The sequence below is a fragment of the Arthrobacter sp. NtRootA1 genome, from assembly GCF_019976975.1.
In the GTDB taxonomy this organism is placed as follows: domain Bacteria; phylum Actinomycetota; class Actinomycetes; order Actinomycetales; family Micrococcaceae; genus Arthrobacter; species Arthrobacter aromaticivorans.
Genome location: NZ_AP024630.1, coordinates 706,417 through 720,858 on the forward strand (window position 1 = coordinate 706,417; position 14,442 = coordinate 720,858).

Annotated in this window: 13 protein-coding genes; 9 read left to right on the forward strand and 4 right to left on the reverse strand. The window is 61.5% G+C overall.

Going from position 1 to position 14,442, the window contains the following annotated elements:
• Window positions 1-7: 7 nt before the first annotated feature.
• The 3 genes from LDN90_RS03445 to LDN90_RS03455 all read right to left on the reverse strand — a co-directional run bounded on the left by LDN90_RS03445 (window position 8) and on the right by LDN90_RS03455 (window position 3,303).
• Window positions 8-835, reverse strand: coding sequence for a DUF1684 domain-containing protein (locus LDN90_RS03445; RefSeq protein ID WP_223947922.1), 828 nt, complete (start codon window positions 833-835; stop codon window positions 8-10).
• A gap of 259 nt (window positions 836-1,094) precedes the next feature.
• Window positions 1,095-2,516 (reverse strand): Ig-like domain-containing protein, encoded by a 1,422-nt coding sequence (locus tag LDN90_RS03450; RefSeq protein WP_223947923.1) that lies wholly within the window; start codon window positions 2,514-2,516, stop codon window positions 1,095-1,097.
• A gap of 91 nt (window positions 2,517-2,607) precedes the next feature.
• A complete protein-coding gene (locus tag LDN90_RS03455; RefSeq protein ID WP_223947924.1) occupies window positions 2,608-3,303 on the reverse strand; it encodes a hypothetical protein in 696 nt (231 codons plus the stop codon).
• A gap of 296 nt (window positions 3,304-3,599) precedes the next feature.
• On the opposite strand from LDN90_RS03455, the gene LDN90_RS03460 reads away from it, so the two are divergent.
• The 8 genes from LDN90_RS03460 to LDN90_RS03495 all read left to right on the forward strand — a co-directional run bounded on the left by LDN90_RS03460 (window position 3,600) and on the right by LDN90_RS03495 (window position 13,188).
• Window positions 3,600-5,129, forward strand: coding sequence for a sigma-70 family RNA polymerase sigma factor (locus LDN90_RS03460; RefSeq protein ID WP_223947925.1), 1,530 nt, complete (start codon window positions 3,600-3,602; stop codon window positions 5,127-5,129).
• A gap of 111 nt (window positions 5,130-5,240) precedes the next feature.
• Window positions 5,241-6,155 carry a PIG-L deacetylase family protein gene (locus LDN90_RS03465; RefSeq protein ID WP_223947926.1) on the forward strand — a complete coding sequence of 305 codons (915 nt, stop codon included), beginning with the start codon at window positions 5,241-5,243 and terminating at the stop codon, window positions 6,153-6,155.
• The gene (locus LDN90_RS03470; RefSeq protein WP_223947927.1) at window positions 6,155-7,078 is read left to right on the forward strand and encodes an ATP-grasp domain-containing protein; all 924 of its coding nucleotides are present in this window, start codon (window positions 6,155-6,157) and stop codon (window positions 7,076-7,078) included. The genes LDN90_RS03465 and LDN90_RS03470 overlap by 1 nt, the downstream gene beginning before the upstream one ends.
• A complete protein-coding gene (locus LDN90_RS03475) occupies window positions 7,075-8,352 on the forward strand; it encodes a glycosyltransferase family 2 protein (protein ID WP_223947928.1) in 1,278 nt (425 codons plus the stop codon). Before LDN90_RS03470 ends, LDN90_RS03475 begins: the two co-directional genes overlap by 4 nt.
• Window positions 8,349-9,476 carry a hypothetical protein gene (locus LDN90_RS03480; protein ID WP_223947929.1) on the forward strand — a complete coding sequence of 376 codons (1,128 nt, stop codon included), beginning with the start codon at window positions 8,349-8,351 and terminating at the stop codon, window positions 9,474-9,476. Before LDN90_RS03475 ends, LDN90_RS03480 begins: the two co-directional genes overlap by 4 nt.
• Window positions 9,477-9,519: 43 nt before the next feature.
• Window positions 9,520-9,849 carry a hypothetical protein gene (locus LDN90_RS03485; protein WP_216921598.1) on the forward strand — a complete coding sequence of 110 codons (330 nt, stop codon included), beginning with the start codon at window positions 9,520-9,522 and terminating at the stop codon, window positions 9,847-9,849.
• A 117-nt stretch (window positions 9,850-9,966) separates the two neighbouring features.
• Window positions 9,967-12,765, forward strand: a complete 2,799-nt coding sequence (gene ppc / locus LDN90_RS03490; RefSeq protein ID WP_216921595.1) for a phosphoenolpyruvate carboxylase — start codon at window positions 9,967-9,969, stop codon at window positions 12,763-12,765.
• Window positions 12,766-12,882: 117 nt separating this feature from the next.
• Window positions 12,883-13,188, forward strand: a complete 306-nt coding sequence (locus LDN90_RS03495) for a hypothetical protein (RefSeq protein ID WP_223947930.1) — start codon at window positions 12,883-12,885, stop codon at window positions 13,186-13,188.
• A 7-nt stretch (window positions 13,189-13,195) separates the two neighbouring features.
• Here the strand turns inward: LDN90_RS03495 and LDN90_RS03500 are convergent, their stop codons facing one another.
• Window positions 13,196-13,828: a VTT domain-containing protein gene (locus tag LDN90_RS03500; protein WP_223947931.1), complete on the reverse strand. Its 633-nt coding sequence runs from the start codon at window positions 13,826-13,828 to the stop codon at window positions 13,196-13,198.
• A gap of 53 nt (window positions 13,829-13,881) precedes the next feature.
• Here LDN90_RS03500 and LDN90_RS03505 point away from each other — a divergent pair, with 53 nt between their 5' ends.
• Window positions 13,882-14,421, forward strand: a complete 540-nt coding sequence (locus LDN90_RS03505; RefSeq protein WP_223947932.1) for an O-acetyl-ADP-ribose deacetylase — start codon at window positions 13,882-13,884, stop codon at window positions 14,419-14,421.
• The last annotated feature ends 21 nt before the right edge of the window (window positions 14,422-14,442 follow it).

The window sequence follows — 14,442 nt, forward strand, 5'->3', positions numbered from 1 at the left end:
AGGCGCTTTACTCCTGAGGGATCTTTTCGCCAGCCTCAACGCGGACATCAATGGAATTTCCGCGGACCGGCATCGGGCAGGTGCCATAAGGGGTAAAAGCGCTCGGGTAGTTGATGGCGCGGTTGAAATCGATCACCACGGATCCGTCCGGGCGTGGGCGGGGGATAAAAACCTTCCTCCACTCATCCGTGGTGTCGCCGTTGGTCTCATCATGGAAGGTCACGTTCAAGGCGCCGAGCTTCTCTTCCTCAGCATGGAGGCGGACTTCATGGGCAACGCCAGGAACCCGGAACACCACCTCCCCGACCGAACGATGAACGCCGTCCACCAAAGGGTTGGCCGTTCCGATAGGTACATCCACGGGCTGGTCATAGGGTTCGAACCGACCCTGAATCACCCAGTCCGGGTTGTAATCGTAGGTGGGAACCCCATCGAAGTCCGTAAAAACGGGCGAGCCCGCGTCCCTGGTCCGGATGGCATACTTGTCCGCCCGCATCGCAAGCTCCACCACCACCTGCTTCCCGTCGGCACCGCCGTACTGCACCCACATGAGGGACTCTTCATCCTGCAAGGTCGCCGTCACTGTGCCATCAACGCTCTCGCCGGTCTCAACGAGGGTCAGGCCGTCCGCAGTGGTGGCCGTGAGGGTTGCAGTCGTGCCATCCGTTGACCACAGTCCCGGGGCAAACTCGACATCTGCCGGCTCCGACTCGAGCCACTGAAACGACGTCAGCGTCAGCCAGCCGTGATCCGAGGCCAGTGCTGCATTCCGTGACGCACGGAACCGCTCCCAACGGGCAAGCTGGGCGTCTGTTGCAGTGGTGGGCGAGCTCATGGTTCTCCTCGGCAGGTGTGAGCCGCGGTTGGCGGCTTTGCAATCTCCTCAACTATGCGCCGCACCGGTGCATTCCCGGAAGCGTGCAACCCCGAGCGTGCTTCCGGAGGAGTACAACGATGGGCCGCGCATCGTGTGCACGGCCCATCGTTCGCTTGGAGCGCCATTCGCGGTGGAGCCTGTGAGTCCTCGCGGTCTTGTCTTGCATTCTTGCGTGGCTATTGGGATGTCGGTGCCATCGGACTCGGCCTTTTGCTATTTAGTGCTGACGACGAGCCGACCGCCGGACACCCAGGAAACCCAGCAACGATCCCAACGCCAAAAGTGCAGCGGCTGCGAAGACGAACACCGGGCTTTGAGCTCCCGTGGTAGCAAGCCGCTCTGGTTTCGGAACCTCTGCGGGCTGAGTCGGCTCGTCCGTGGCTACAAGTACCGGGCTTGTGGTGCTGGGGCTAGGGCTAGGCGTTGCGGTGCTTTCGCTAGGGCTAGGCGTGGGTGTTGCGGTGCTTTCGCTAGGGCTGGGTGTGGGTGTTGGTGTTGCTGTGCTGGTGCTCGGGCTGGGTGTGGGTGTGGGTGTTGCTGTGCTGGTGCTCGGGCTGGGTGTGGGTGTGGGTGTTGCTGTGCTGGTGCTCGGGCTGGGTGTGGGTGTGGGTGTTGCTGTGGGTGTTCCGGTGCTTGGGCTCGGCGTCGGTGTGGGTGTTGCCGTGGGGCTTGCCGTTCCTTCGCCTGTTCCGTCAGCACGGGTTCGCCGCGTTTCGGCACCGACAGGGGTTTCTTCACCCGCAATATTTACGGTTCCGCTGTTGGTGTAGACGTCCAGCTTCCTGTCCGTCACTTTGGTGACGACGAAGAGCTCTACCCGTTCACCCCTGGGCAGGCCCGTCCACCGCACAGTTGCTTCTTGGGGAGTGCACTCGACATTTGCGGGGTATAGCTCGTTGTCCATTGGCTCGGTGATGTTTCCGGAGCTGTTGACAACCCTGCCGACGCGCGGAGTGATGTGGTCGCAATCGATTTCCATGCCAGCGGCGGGCGTGTCCGTCACAACGACGTCGTTTGATTCTGAGGGCATTGGAGGCATGTAAAAGATGGATTCAAGTTCAGTTTGCGGAGCGTCGGCCCACCACATGGACTTGCCCGCCGAAGTAGGGGCAGCGGGATGGCAGTCCTGGGTGCATGGACCGTCGACATGGACAGGCACGCGTACCACTGTGGACCCCACGGTGAAGTTCACTTCCGTCGTTTCGCCGGTGCCCGGCTGCACAGCATATTGCGTGCTGAAATTACACGTCCCACCCACGTTGTTGGGATGGTCCGCCACGAAGTCGGTCAAGGTGAAGACCACTTGTCCGGCATCGTTGGCTGCCGCTTTGGCGACCGTTACGCCGTCGGCGTTGTCTAGATCAAATGACGCGGCACCAAACCAGCGAAGTTCCGGCGGCAGCTGCAGGTTGAAGGTATCGCCGGGCTGCGAGTTGTCAGGAACGGACCACTGACAGGTCAGGTCTACTTGGTCCCATTGGTTCGTGACCACTGAATCCGTGCTGATGGTGACCGCCGCGCCCGGGATCACGGCAGCATTCGCTGGCCCTGCCGACCAGGCGAGTCCGAAGGCTGTCACCACAACAGCCAGTAGTGCGGCCACCAGGGAGGCGGACTTTAGATGGAGCTGATTCTTCATGTGTTGGATGGTCCTTCGAATGCGGAAGCGTGTCTCGTCGCATGGTGAGTGGCGGCTCGACGCTGTTCGTGACGGCACCAACAGGCTTCACTCACATTGCTTCGGGAATGTAATCCTGAGGCGCTGGTTCTGAAGGGGCATTTGCCAACGGGAAGAACTGCATGCGCGCGGGCCGGAGAGCTCCTTCACCCAGGCTTTCCATGGCAGTCCTGCACTCCATGAGCTGCCCAAGATTGCCTGCTGAGAGGGGTAACAGCACGTGGACAGCGGAGTTCTTGTACATGGCCGTAGCACCTGTCCCGTGCAGCTTCCGTTGAACAGTTTCGCCGAGCCGCGCCAGAAGGGTCCAGCGATGGCCGCGGCTCTCAAGGGGTTGGGGCAGTGACAGGATCGCAAGAGCGTACGGGTGGGAACATGCCGTTCCAAAAATGGAGAGTTCGTGGATACGCCGCTGGAAATGGGCTTGCGTGGCCAGCCCCGTCTGAACGTCCGTGCACGAAATCGGCGGTGCGGATTCGGCGGCCTCTGCCCATCCTTCAGCCAGGGATTGGAGGGCCTCGATGTCCATGTTCCGGTCTGCTGCAAGGAAGAGGGCGCGGAAGTCCGTCATGGTTTCACTGATTCCAACGCCGTTCCGGGCTCGCGCCGCGCCCAAGGACCGTGCTGTAGGAGGTGGAACACTGGCCCGGGTGGCCAGCGACGTCACCACCGTCCGGACCTCGGGCAGGAACCAGTCTGCAGGGAACCGCCAACCATGCTGATAGCTGGTGGTCTGCCATCTGCGCATCAACAGGTGTCGGGAAAATGTGCATTCAGCGAATGATTTTGTCCGGAACGATGTCATATCCGAATAGTGCGTCCGAATAAGGATTCATGACGAAAAGCGGTATAAGGATCTCTTTGGTAAAGAGTCTATACAAATTCGCGTCATGACCTGAGCTTGGTGCCCACTGCGTACATATGGGCACGATTTTTTACGTTGTGGGGGTGCCTTAAATGGCATCCGGGACAGGTACTGACAACGCTTCCAGCGCAGGAGTTGAGAGCGACGGTCATCTTATCGGGTTAGTGCGTGGCGGTGACATGTCCGCATTCGACGAACTGTATGAACGTCATGTGTCTGTCGCGTCCACAGTGGCCCGGCGAAACGTGGACAATCCAAGCGACGCCGAGGATGTTGTGGCCGAGGCTTTCCAAGCCGTATTGCAGAGCCTGGTTGCGGGACGGGGGCCGGACAACTTCTTCAGGGCGTACCTGCTGTCCACTGTCACCCGCCTGTCACATCATCGGAACCGGAAGGCCGGGCGGTCGCTGCCCAGCAGTGACGACGCCATTCTTGACCGTACGTTGCCGGATCCCGACGCCGTAGTCAAAGCCTTCGAATCGCATACGGTGGCAAAGGCATTTCGCGCCCTTCCCGAACGGTGGCAGGCCGTGCTGTGGTATCTGGACGTGGAAAGAATGAAGCCAGCGGCGGTGGCACCACTCCTGGGTCTGTCTGCGAATGCCGTGTCAGCACTGGCGCTCCGGGCACGGGAAGGCCTGAGGCGGCAATACCTGCAGGCCCACGTGGCGGAAGAACTGGACAGTGAGTGCGCCGGATTCGCATCAAAACTCGGTACATTCATTCGAGGAGGACTTTCAAGGATTGCTGAACGCAAAATGCGTCAACACCTTAGTGGTTGCTCGAAATGCACCGGCGCCCTCTCGGAACTAAAGGACGTTCAGGGAACCATGCGGGCTGTGCTTATCCCGCTGGTAACTGGCATACCTCTCGCCACCTTGGCAGCCAAGGGTGCCGGATTAGGTTTCCTGGGCGGGCTGGTCCCCATCAAGGCGGCGATCGTGGTGCCGGCTATTGGGCAACCAGCGGTAATGGCCATGGTAGCGGTGGCCGGTTTGGGCCTGGCCCTAGGCGCGGTTGGAATCGTTGGTCGCTTGACGCCGGATGTCCCCGTGGAGCAGTTGGCCATTGAGACAAGTTCCTCCCGTCAGGAGTCATTTGTAGGGGCCCCCGCCCCAACTCCCACGGCGACCCCGCTACCGAGCTTGCCATCGCCTGTGTCACCAGCCGCGGTTGAGCCAGCGCCGTCAGACGGCGGGCCCGAGGAGTCAAACGCTGGACGCGAGGAGTCAAACGCCGGGGCCGAACCCTTGGTCGCTGCCCCGGTACCGTCGGGCGTGGAATCCCAGCCGGCGCCTCAACAGTCTGTTCCCTCGCCGGACCCGGCCTCGCCGGCGGCAACAGCCCTTCCCGCGTCACTTGTAGCGGTGACAGCGTCGGTGCGGATACCAAAGGACCGTGGTGCGGGCATGACGGCCATGGAGGTGGATTTTGGGATCGGCGGCTCACAGTCCCTGGGCCCGGCCAAAGCCGTGTTCTCAGTGGAGATGGATGCACGGATCCAGGAGAGTTCGCTGCTTGCCCCGGAAGGGTGGTCCTGCTCCATGGAGGGGCGGACGGCCGTCACCTGCATTACAGCTTCGGCCCGGCGGAACGACCTCCATTTTCAGGTGTCCGCCCAGTCCAAGCGTAAAAAGGGCGCCGGTGTCCTGACATATTCCTTGAGTGGGAGCGGTCTTGCAGCGGGCGAATTCGTGCACAAGTACTGACCACGAATCATTGCCAGATACAGCGTCACGAACCTATTGCGACGGCCACTAACTCAGAGGCGGTGCCCTGAGAAGGCAGCCGCCCTTTTATCTGTGCAATTTAGGGGAAATATGAAAGCAACGTTGTTGGCCGTTGCAGGCTTGCTGGGCGCGTTGGCGGCGGTTTGGGCTTTGGTCCCGATCGGTCAAAAATGGTTCGTCCGCAGGTTCAGCTCGCCGCATGGCCTCCGATGGGCCATGGCAAGTTTGGGCGCCCTGTTGCTGCTGTCACTGGTGGGATGCGCAATGGAGCCGGCGCACCGCCCGTGGCTTGAGGTTGTAGTCCTGCTCACAGGAGCGGGGTTGATTGTGGGCTTTCTTGTCGCGCCCGCCTTCAGGATTCACCACGGTGTGGCCTTGCAACCCCGAAGGGTGCTGGCCATAGGAGCCCACCCTGACGATCTGGAATTGGCCTGCGGTGCAACCCTCGCCAAATTGGCCGATGCCGGGCATGAAGTCCGAACCATGGTGATGAGCTCAGGCGGAAAGGGAGGCGACAGCGCCATCCGTGTGACCGAAGCCGCGTCAGGCTCGGATTTCATGGGTGCCTCCAAGGTGCATGTCCACGACTTTACGGACACCAGCCTCGCGGAACATGGGGATGAAATGGTCCAGGCGATTGAGGCTGTGATGGGCGATTTCCGCCCCGACGTTGTGATTACCCATTCCCGTAACGATTATCACCAGGACCATCAGGCCGTACACAGTGCGACCATGCGGGCAGCCCGCCAGCACTCCTCCATCCTGTGCTTCGAGAGTCCCTCATCTACACGGCAGTTCGATCCCAGCGTCTTCGTGGATATCGCGGGGTATGTGGACGTAAAGATTCACGCCGTTGCCATGCACCGGAACCAAAAGGGCAAGCCTTACATGAGTGCAGAAAGAGTACGCAGCCTCGCAGCGTTCAGGGGCTCGCAAGTGAAGACCACGTATGCAGAGGGTTTCGAACCTGTTCGACTGCTTGGCTCGGCCGTAGGGGAGTTCTGATGGTTCGGGTACTCGTAACAGGCGTTGGAGGACCAGCTGGCTCCTCCTTGGCGCGCCAGCTAAGAGAACTGGGGCATTGGGTCCTGGGCGTTGATATGCAAGCGGTCAACGGTTCCGCGGCTCACATGGTCTCCTTGGTATCGGCCTCCAGTTCTCCCGACTATCTGTGGGAACTGCGGGGACTTGTGGGCGCCCATGGCATCGATCTTGTGGTGCCCACCGTCAGCGATGAACTCGTCCTGGTTTCCGAAGCCCGGCAAGGCTTCGCCCCTAATGTCGAGGTCCTTATTGCCGACCCCGCACCCGTTCGAATCGCGAATGACAAATTCCTCACCATGACGTGCCTCGCCAATGCAGGCGTCGCTGTCCCCGATTTCGGGTTGCCCGGCGATTTCGCCTCTGTCGATCAGGCGATGGCGCGGCTAGGGGGATCCCTAGTGGTCAAGCCACGCATTTCCCGCGGGGGACGCGGGGTTCAGGTACTGGAAAAGACTGCCGACGGCGGCCGGAACGCCGCCCACGTCTGGTCCTTCTTGGACGATTCCTGGATTGTGCAACGATTCGCACCTGGAACGGAGTACGCGCCCGTGGTCCTCCGCCACAGGCCTGAGCCGGGCCAGGACGATCTTGTGGTGGTGCTGGAGAAGACGGAACTCAAAGAGGGGCGTGTAGGGAATGCCGTGTCTGTCAGGAGGGTCGACGGAGCCGAGAGCGCCGACGTGGCCCAATTGGCTGATTCAGCCGTGACCGCGCTCGGGTTGATAGGACCCATCGACGTGGACGTGCGCCGCCTGCAGGACGGAAGCCCAGTGGTACTGGAGATCAACGCGCGGTTCGGCGCAAACAGTGCGTTCGCCCCCGAACTCCTGGAGAACGTCCTGGACCGATATGTCGCCGGTCGAATCACCGGAAGGCCTGCGTGACACCTCTTGATGCTGCCCTGGCGTTTGTCCAGGTTGGGGGCGTGCTGATTCTCAGTTTCGGAGTGGTCAAGATCGTCTACGTTCCACTGGCCTTGTATTTCAACCGGCTTTACCGTTCCAACTCTGCCAAGCATCGCTACTCCGTCATCACTGACCGGCCCCTGGTCTCTGTGATCGTGCCCGGCTATAACGAGGCCGTGGTGATCACCAGTTGCGTCGAGTCGATACTTGCCAGCCGCTATTTACGCTTGGAAGTAATTCTGGTGGACGACGGTTCCACTGATTCCACCGCCAGCATCATGGCAGGACTTGCAGATCAGTATGATCGGGTCCGATTTCTCTCCCAAGCGAATGCAGGGAAAGGCGCTGCGCTCAACTATGGCATCGCCGAGGCCAATGGAGACATCCTGATGTTTGTCGACGCCGATGGGATATTTGCCCCCGACACCCTGATGCGCATGCTCGAGGGTTTTGATCACGCCAAGGTGGGAGCGGTATGCGGCGACGACCGGCCGGTTAACCTGAATCGCGTTCAAACGATGATGCTTGCCGTTCTAAGCCACGTCGGGACAGGCCTGGTCCGTAGGGCCTTGTCCTTGTTGCATTGCCTGCCAATCGTCTCCGGAAATATAGGTGCCTTCCGCCGTGACGTAGTCCAACTGGTAGGCGGTTTTCACGAGGATACGCTCGGTGAGGATCTTGAGCTCACTTGGCGTGTCTATAAGGCCGGCTACCGGGTGAGGTTCCAGCCCTCAGCCTTGGTCTATGCCGAGTCGCCGTCAACGATGGGCGGATTGTGGCGGCAGCGCGTTCGGTGGTCGCGGGGCCTGCTCCAGACGCTCCGGATGCATATCGGGATGCTTGGGCGGCGGCGTTACGGGCTGTTTGGCATGTTTCTTTTGTTCAACGCCATCACCATGGTGGTGATTCCTGTGCTGCAACTTGCCATTTTGGCGGTGCTGCCGTTCCTCTACCTTGCCGGTTCAGGTCCCGTACCCGCTGAAGTCCTCGCCATTCTTGGCTGGTTGGGACTGTTTGTGTCCTTGGCTCTGATTGTGTTCTCCATTGGCCTCAACCGTTCATGGAAGGACCTTCGCTTTCTATGGACGCTGCCCCTGTGGCCCCTGTATTCGGTATTCGTTGGCCTGGCTCTAGCCAGCGCAATCATCAAGGAGATCCGCGGCACCCCTGCCGTCTGGAACAAGCTCCAACGGACGGGCGTTATTTCCGTAACTGCCACAGAGGCCGGCCCCCGCTACGAGGCAGGCGTATGAAGGCTCTTGGATCCACGATGCTGGTTGCCAGGCTAAGTGCTGCCCTGGTGGGCTCCGTTCTCCTTGGCGTTGCGTTGACGGGTGTCGCTGCATGCGCAGAAGAACCGGAGCATCGTCCTACGGACCGCATGGTGAATCTTGGCTTTGAGGACGTCATCAACGAGGACCCGTCGCACCTTGTGGATTTGGCGGAACGATTGGAAGCTGTGGACGCCACCGCCGTATCGATCTCCGTGGGACGCACAGATTGGACGGCCTTTCCCTGGTCCGGCCAAACCGACGCGATCTCTTATGAGGTTTCCCGCACAGGCAGGGACTTCGTGGGGGAGGCGATCTCAGCATTGGCGAAAAATGGCAAGGAACGTGATGTGATCCTCACGATCGATGTCCTGTTGGACCGTGCACTGAGTGAGGACCCCTCCCTGGCGGGTCGGAATATCGCTGGTGAGCCATCCAAAGCCTTCGCCAGTGTGTCGTCCCTGCGGCACGGCAAGGCCGGTGCCCGACTGGCTTCCTTGGCTGGTGCCGTCGCGAAGAAGTACCGGCCCACGGCGGTGAATCTCACGGAATTGATGTTCGATGATTTCACCTTTGGCAGTGAAGACTTCGATGACTTCAAAGCCACCACCGGAGAAGATGACTGGCCCAGAAACCGCGAAGGCGGGATCGACCAATCGGATGCCCGGATCAGCACGTGGCGCAGCGAAGCCATGGCTGACATCGTGCGCAGGGTGGGAGCCGCCGTCGAACCTTATGGTGTCCGGCTGGAGATGGATGTGCGCTCGCCGCGGGATTCACCGTCGGCGGACCGCGCCGACAGCGGCCATGACTACGACCTCTTGCTCAAGCAGCTCGATCGGCTCCACGTTTGGGAGTACGTAGGAATTAACGCCGAGCGCTCGCCGCAGACGAAGGATCTCGCAAAAGCCTTGACCCGCCGCGCGGGCTCCCGCATGTCCTTGTCTGTCGGGCTCTGGTCCGATGACGGCACGATCTCCCCGGAAAGGTTCGAAACCGCTTTGCGCGAGGCTGCCCGAGGCGGGGCCACATCCGTGTCCGTGACGCCCGCAAGCCTCATGACCGCCGGTCATTGGGAGGTCTTGCGGAACGCTTGGGCCCGGTAATTACGGTCTGTCCGGTGCCCATCCCGAGGCGTACCCTGAGCGCATGGGCATGGAATCCGTAATGGCGGCAGTGGTAAGCCTTGCACTGATTGTGGGGTCGGTTTGGGCTGGCACGCGGCTGGTGCAGAAGGGCGTTTCCGCGAAGGGGGCGACGGGCACGCTCGGGAGTGTCCTTTCCATGATCGAGCCGTCCACTGGTGCGCCGACCAAAATTGAGGCCGCGGCAGCCCGCGAGGAGATGCGGCAGCGAAGGCACGAGAAATTGGTAGCCGGCCCCGGCACCGCAGAGGTCAGTCTGTTCGCCGGGAAGGTGGTCCTGCCGCCGTCGGCCGACAGGATAGCCAAGCAGCAGTCCGGGGACGCCAAAATCTGAGACGTATTCCCGCAGTAGAGTCCTGTGCGGGTAAGATCCCGTAGGAAACATTAGTAACCCGGCTCACAGTATCCAGCGCAGTGTACGAGCCAAACCAGATCCCGAAGGTAAGTATCCATGGTTCACACTGCCCATCAAGACACCGATCTCGCAGCAGAACTGCGGGCCGACGTGCGCCGCGTTTCCACCCTGTTGGGTGAGTCCCTGGTGCGACAACACGGCCCGGAATTGCTGCAGCTCGTGGAGCAGGTCCGCCTGCTGACGAAGGAATCCAAAGAAGCCGCACGGGGCGGGGCGGACGCGACCGGTCCATGGAGCGCGCACGACGTCGTAGCCCAGGTCCGCGAGTTGCTTGCCTCCCTGCCACTGGACCAGGCGACGGATCTGGTCCGTGCCTTCGCGTTCTATTTCCACCTCAGCAATGCGGCTGAGCAGGTCCACCGGGTCCGCGGGCTGAGGACCCGACAGGAGAAGGACGGCTGGCTTGCGAAGGCCGTTACGGAAATTGCCGGCCAGGCTGGCCCGCAGGTCCTTCAGGACGTTGTGAACGAGCTCGATGTGCGGCCCATTTTCACGGCACATCCCACAGAGGCCTCGCGACGCTCAGTGCTGGACAAGGTCCGCAAGCTCTCTGACGTCTTGGCCCAGCCCACGGAAGAGGGAACCTCTGCCCGACGCCGCCAGGATCGCCAACTCTCGGAAATCATCGACCAAATGTGGCAGACCGATGAGCTTCGCCAGGTCCGGCCAACGCCCGTGGATGAAGCGCGGAACGCGATCTATTACCTGAACAGCATCCTCACCGATGCCATGCCGGAGATGCTGACTGACCTCTCTGAACTCCTTGCCGAGCACGGCGTGGTCCTGCCGGCTGCCAGCGCGCCGCTGCGTTTCGGTTCCTGGATCGGTGGCGACCGCGATGGAAACCCCAACGTTACCGCGGCAGTTACGCGCGAAATCCTGCAGTTGCAGAACCAGAATGCGGTTCGGATCAGCATCGCGTTGATCGACGAGCTGATCTCGGTCCTGTCCAACTCCACCGCGTTGTTCGGGGCTGACCAAGAGTTGCTGGATTCGATCGACGTGGACCTCAAGAACCTCCCCGGTCTGGACAAGCGCATCCTGGAGCTCAATGCCCAGGAGCCTTATCGACTCAAGCTCACGTGTATCAAGGCCAAGCTCATCAATACGGGCCGCCGAGTTTCCGCCTCGACCTATCATGAGCCCGGGCGGGACTACTCCACCACAAGTGAGCTGTTGGCCGAGTTCGGCCTGCTCGAAGCCTCGCTCCGGAACCACGCTGCGGGTCTTGTTGCCGACGGCGCCTTGGCCCGTGTTCGCCGTGCGATCGCAGCCTTCGGCCTTCACCTGGCAACCCTGGACATCCGTGAGCATGCCGATTACCACCACGATGCCGTCGGACAGCTCGTGGACCGTCTTGGTAGCGAGAAGCCATACGCCTCCTTGACCCGTGAGGAACGTTTCGAATTCCTTGGAGCCGAGCTGGCCTCACGCCGTCCACTCTCCGGCCACCCGATCAAGCTCGACGGCGCCGCGGATGGCACCTACGACGTCTTCCGGAGCATCCGCCAGGCCCTGCACACTTACGGTCCGGACGTTGTGGAAACATACATCATTTCCATGACCCGGGGCGCCGACGACGTCCTGGCCGCCGCTGTGCTGGCACGCGAGGCCGGTTTGATTGACCTCTTCGGGGAAAAGGCGCACGCCAAGATCGGCTTTGCACCGCTGCTGGAAACCGTGGAGGAGCTCCGCGCATCCGCTGAGATTGTGGATCAGTTGCTCTCGGATCCCTCCTACCGTGAACTGGTCCGTCTCCGCGGCGACGTCCAGGAAATCATGCTCGGGTACTCCGATTCCAACAAGGAATCCGGTGTGATGACCAGCCAGTGGGAGATCCACAAGACCCAACGGAAGCTGCGCGATGTGGCTGCCAAGCACGGCGTGAGGGTCCGCCTGTTCCATGGCCGTGGTGGTTCCGTAGGCCGTGGTGGTGGTCCGACGTATGACGCCATCATGGCCCAGCCCAATGGTGTGCTCGAGGGCGAAATCAAGTTCACCGAGCAGGGCGAGGTCATCTCGGACAAGTACTCACTTCCCGAGCTTGCCCGCGAGAACCTTGAGCTGTCCTTGGCAGCCGTCATGCAGGGCTCTGCCTTGCACCGGACTCCGCGAACCTCCGAAAACGAGCGCGAGCGCTACGCGAACGTTATGGAAACCATTTCCGATGCTGCCTTTGCACGCTACCGGGCATTGATCGACGACGCCGATCTCCCGGCCTACTTCCTGGCGTCCACGCCCGTGGAGCAGCTGGGTTCCTTGAATATCGGATCGCGACCCTCCAAGCGTCCTGATTCGGGTGCTGGCCTGGGTGGGCTTCGCGCCATCCCGTGGGTGTTCGGTTGGACGCAGTCGCGCCAGATCGTTCCCGGCTGGTTTGGTGTGGGCTCAGGCCTGAAAGCGGCACGGGAAGCCGGTGACGCTGAGCAGCTCATGGAAATGATGGATCGCTGGCATTTCTTCCGTTCGGTCATCTCCAACGTCGAAATGACCTTGGCCAAGACCGACATGGAAATCGCGGGACACTACGTTTCTTCCTTGGTTCCTGAGGAACTGCACCGCTTGTTCCACATGATCCGGGACGAGTACGAGCTCACGGTTGCTGAAATCGAGCGACTGACCGGGGAGATTGAACTCCTTGACGCCCAGCCCACCCTGAAGCGATCGCTGGAAATCCGTGATCAGTATCTGGACCCGATCAGTTACTTGCAGGTGGAGCTGCTTCGCCGTGTGCGTGAGGAATCGGTGTCCGGCGCAGAGATTGATGAACGCCTTCAGCGCGCCATGCTGATAACCGTCAACGGTGTGGCGGCCGGCCTGCGGAACACAGGCTAGACGCTCTCGCACATCCTCTTGGTTTTTCCGGAACGCTCTCTCACCCCTCGAAATGTCGATCGGGGTAGGGGAGCGTTCCGGCTTAAAGCACCTGCGCCTGAGCGTTAGGGTTGTTGGATGCCGTCGTTCCAGACCAAGTTGAAGATCACCGGCCTCAAGCCTGGCAATGCTCCCGAGTCGGTCATGGCGGCGGCCATCGAAGCTTTGGAAACCCGCCATCATGTCGAATCGAACCAGCTCGATATCGTGGGAGGAGTCCCGCAGCTCAGCCTCCGCTTCATGGTGGATGCCCGCGATTACTCGGGTGAGAACGACGAAGCCCGGACCTCGGCTGCCATGATGCGCGACGCCGTCGAACGCGTTGCGCTGACCGGGAGCCTCTACGTGCTGCGCCGTAGCCGCGGACGCTGGGCGCCGATCTAGGGAAAGGTCACTCCGGCTGGGGTACGTCGCCGTCGAACGGCTCATCAACAGGGGAGCGGTTCCCGCGCCGCCGCGTGACGATCAGCCCCACCACTACGCCGATGACCAGGCCGACGCCCACTCCGATCAGTGAGCTGGCCCAGAACGGCAGTTTGGTTGCGGATCCGGTGAAATAGCCCAGGCCTACTTGCCACACGGCCCAAAGCACTGCGCCCAGTCCGGCGCAGAGGCTGAAACCGCGGACGGAGACGTTGGCGATTCCGGCAGCGGAGGAGGTCGCGAGCCTGCCGCCAGGGACGAACCGGGCGCCGATGATAGCCCCATAAGTGGAGGATCGGCCTGCCTTGGCGATGGCCTCGTGGATTCCACGGTGGACTTTCCGGCCCCACGCCCAGCGGTCCAGTACATGGCTCACCCGCCGCTTGAACAGCAAGTAGACCGCCATGTCTCCGAGCCAGGACGCGAAAGCTGCAAGCAGCAGGATGAGCCAGAAATTGGCGTGTCCGTCGGCTGCCAGCGCTCCGCCGGTGATGACCACCATTTCGGACGGGATCGGCGGGAAGATGGCATCGCCCAGCACCATGGGAACGATCCACAAGTAAATCGCGGATCCCCACGTGTCGGGGGCGATGAAGTCCATTCGCACAAGGTACCGCACTTGCCGGTCTCGCCGCTCGGCGGGAGACTGGCGCAATGCGGATCAAAATCATGCACGCGGACATCACCACGCGCGACGTCGACGCGATCGTCAACGCGGCCAACTCGTCACTCCTCGGTGGAGGGGGAGTGGACGGCGCCATCCACAGGGCCGCCGGGCCAGAACTGCTTGAGGCCTGTCGCGAGGTTCGTCGCACCAAAGTGCCGGACGGGCTGCCGGTCGGCGCCGCCGTCGTGACTCCCGGGTTCAGGCTCCCGGCGCGCTGGGTGATTCATACTGTGGGTCCCAACCGGCGCGCTGGCCAAACCGATCCTGCTCTGCTCGCCTCTTGCTTCCGGGAAAGCCTGATTACGGCTGTGGAGGTGGGTGCACGGTCCGTCGCTTTTCCGGCGATCAGCGCCGGAATCTATGGTTGGGATGCCCGAGAGGTCGCGGAAGTAGCGTTCGACGCCGTGGGCTCGTTTTCGTCTGCGTCTTCAGAACGTGCCGCGACGGGGAGCGGACTTGAGTTGGTGGAGTTCGTCCTGTTTTCCGAGGATACAACGGCGGTCTTCCGGTCTGTGTTTCAGTCCTGACCGGCCGCTGGGCTGCTCGTC

Coding starts and splice junctions, on each gene's coding strand:
- LDN90_RS03445 (WP_223947922.1), bottom strand. CDS start 835: ATGAGCTCGCCCACCACTGCAACAGACGCCCAGCTTGCCCGTTGGGAG.
- LDN90_RS03450 (WP_223947923.1), bottom strand. CDS start 2,516: ATGAAGAATCAGCTCCATCTAAAGTCCGCCTCCCTGGTGGCCGCACTA.
- LDN90_RS03455 (WP_223947924.1), bottom strand. CDS start 3,303: ATGCGCAGATGGCAGACCACCAGCTATCAGCATGGTTGGCGGTTCCCT.
- LDN90_RS03460 (WP_223947925.1), top strand. CDS start 3,600: ATGTCCGCATTCGACGAACTGTATGAACGTCATGTGTCTGTCGCGTCC.
- LDN90_RS03465 (WP_223947926.1), top strand. CDS start 5,241: ATGAAAGCAACGTTGTTGGCCGTTGCAGGCTTGCTGGGCGCGTTGGCG.
- LDN90_RS03470 (WP_223947927.1), top strand. CDS start 6,155: ATGGTTCGGGTACTCGTAACAGGCGTTGGAGGACCAGCTGGCTCCTCC.
- LDN90_RS03480 (WP_223947929.1), top strand. CDS start 8,349: ATGAAGGCTCTTGGATCCACGATGCTGGTTGCCAGGCTAAGTGCTGCC.
- LDN90_RS03485 (WP_216921598.1), top strand. CDS start 9,520: ATGGGCATGGAATCCGTAATGGCGGCAGTGGTAAGCCTTGCACTGATT.
- ppc (WP_216921595.1), top strand. CDS start 9,967: ATGGTTCACACTGCCCATCAAGACACCGATCTCGCAGCAGAACTGCGG.
- LDN90_RS03495 (WP_223947930.1), top strand. CDS start 12,883: ATGCCGTCGTTCCAGACCAAGTTGAAGATCACCGGCCTCAAGCCTGGC.
- LDN90_RS03500 (WP_223947931.1), bottom strand. CDS start 13,828: ATGGACTTCATCGCCCCCGACACGTGGGGATCCGCGATTTACTTGTGG.
- LDN90_RS03505 (WP_223947932.1), top strand. CDS start 13,882: ATGCGGATCAAAATCATGCACGCGGACATCACCACGCGCGACGTCGAC.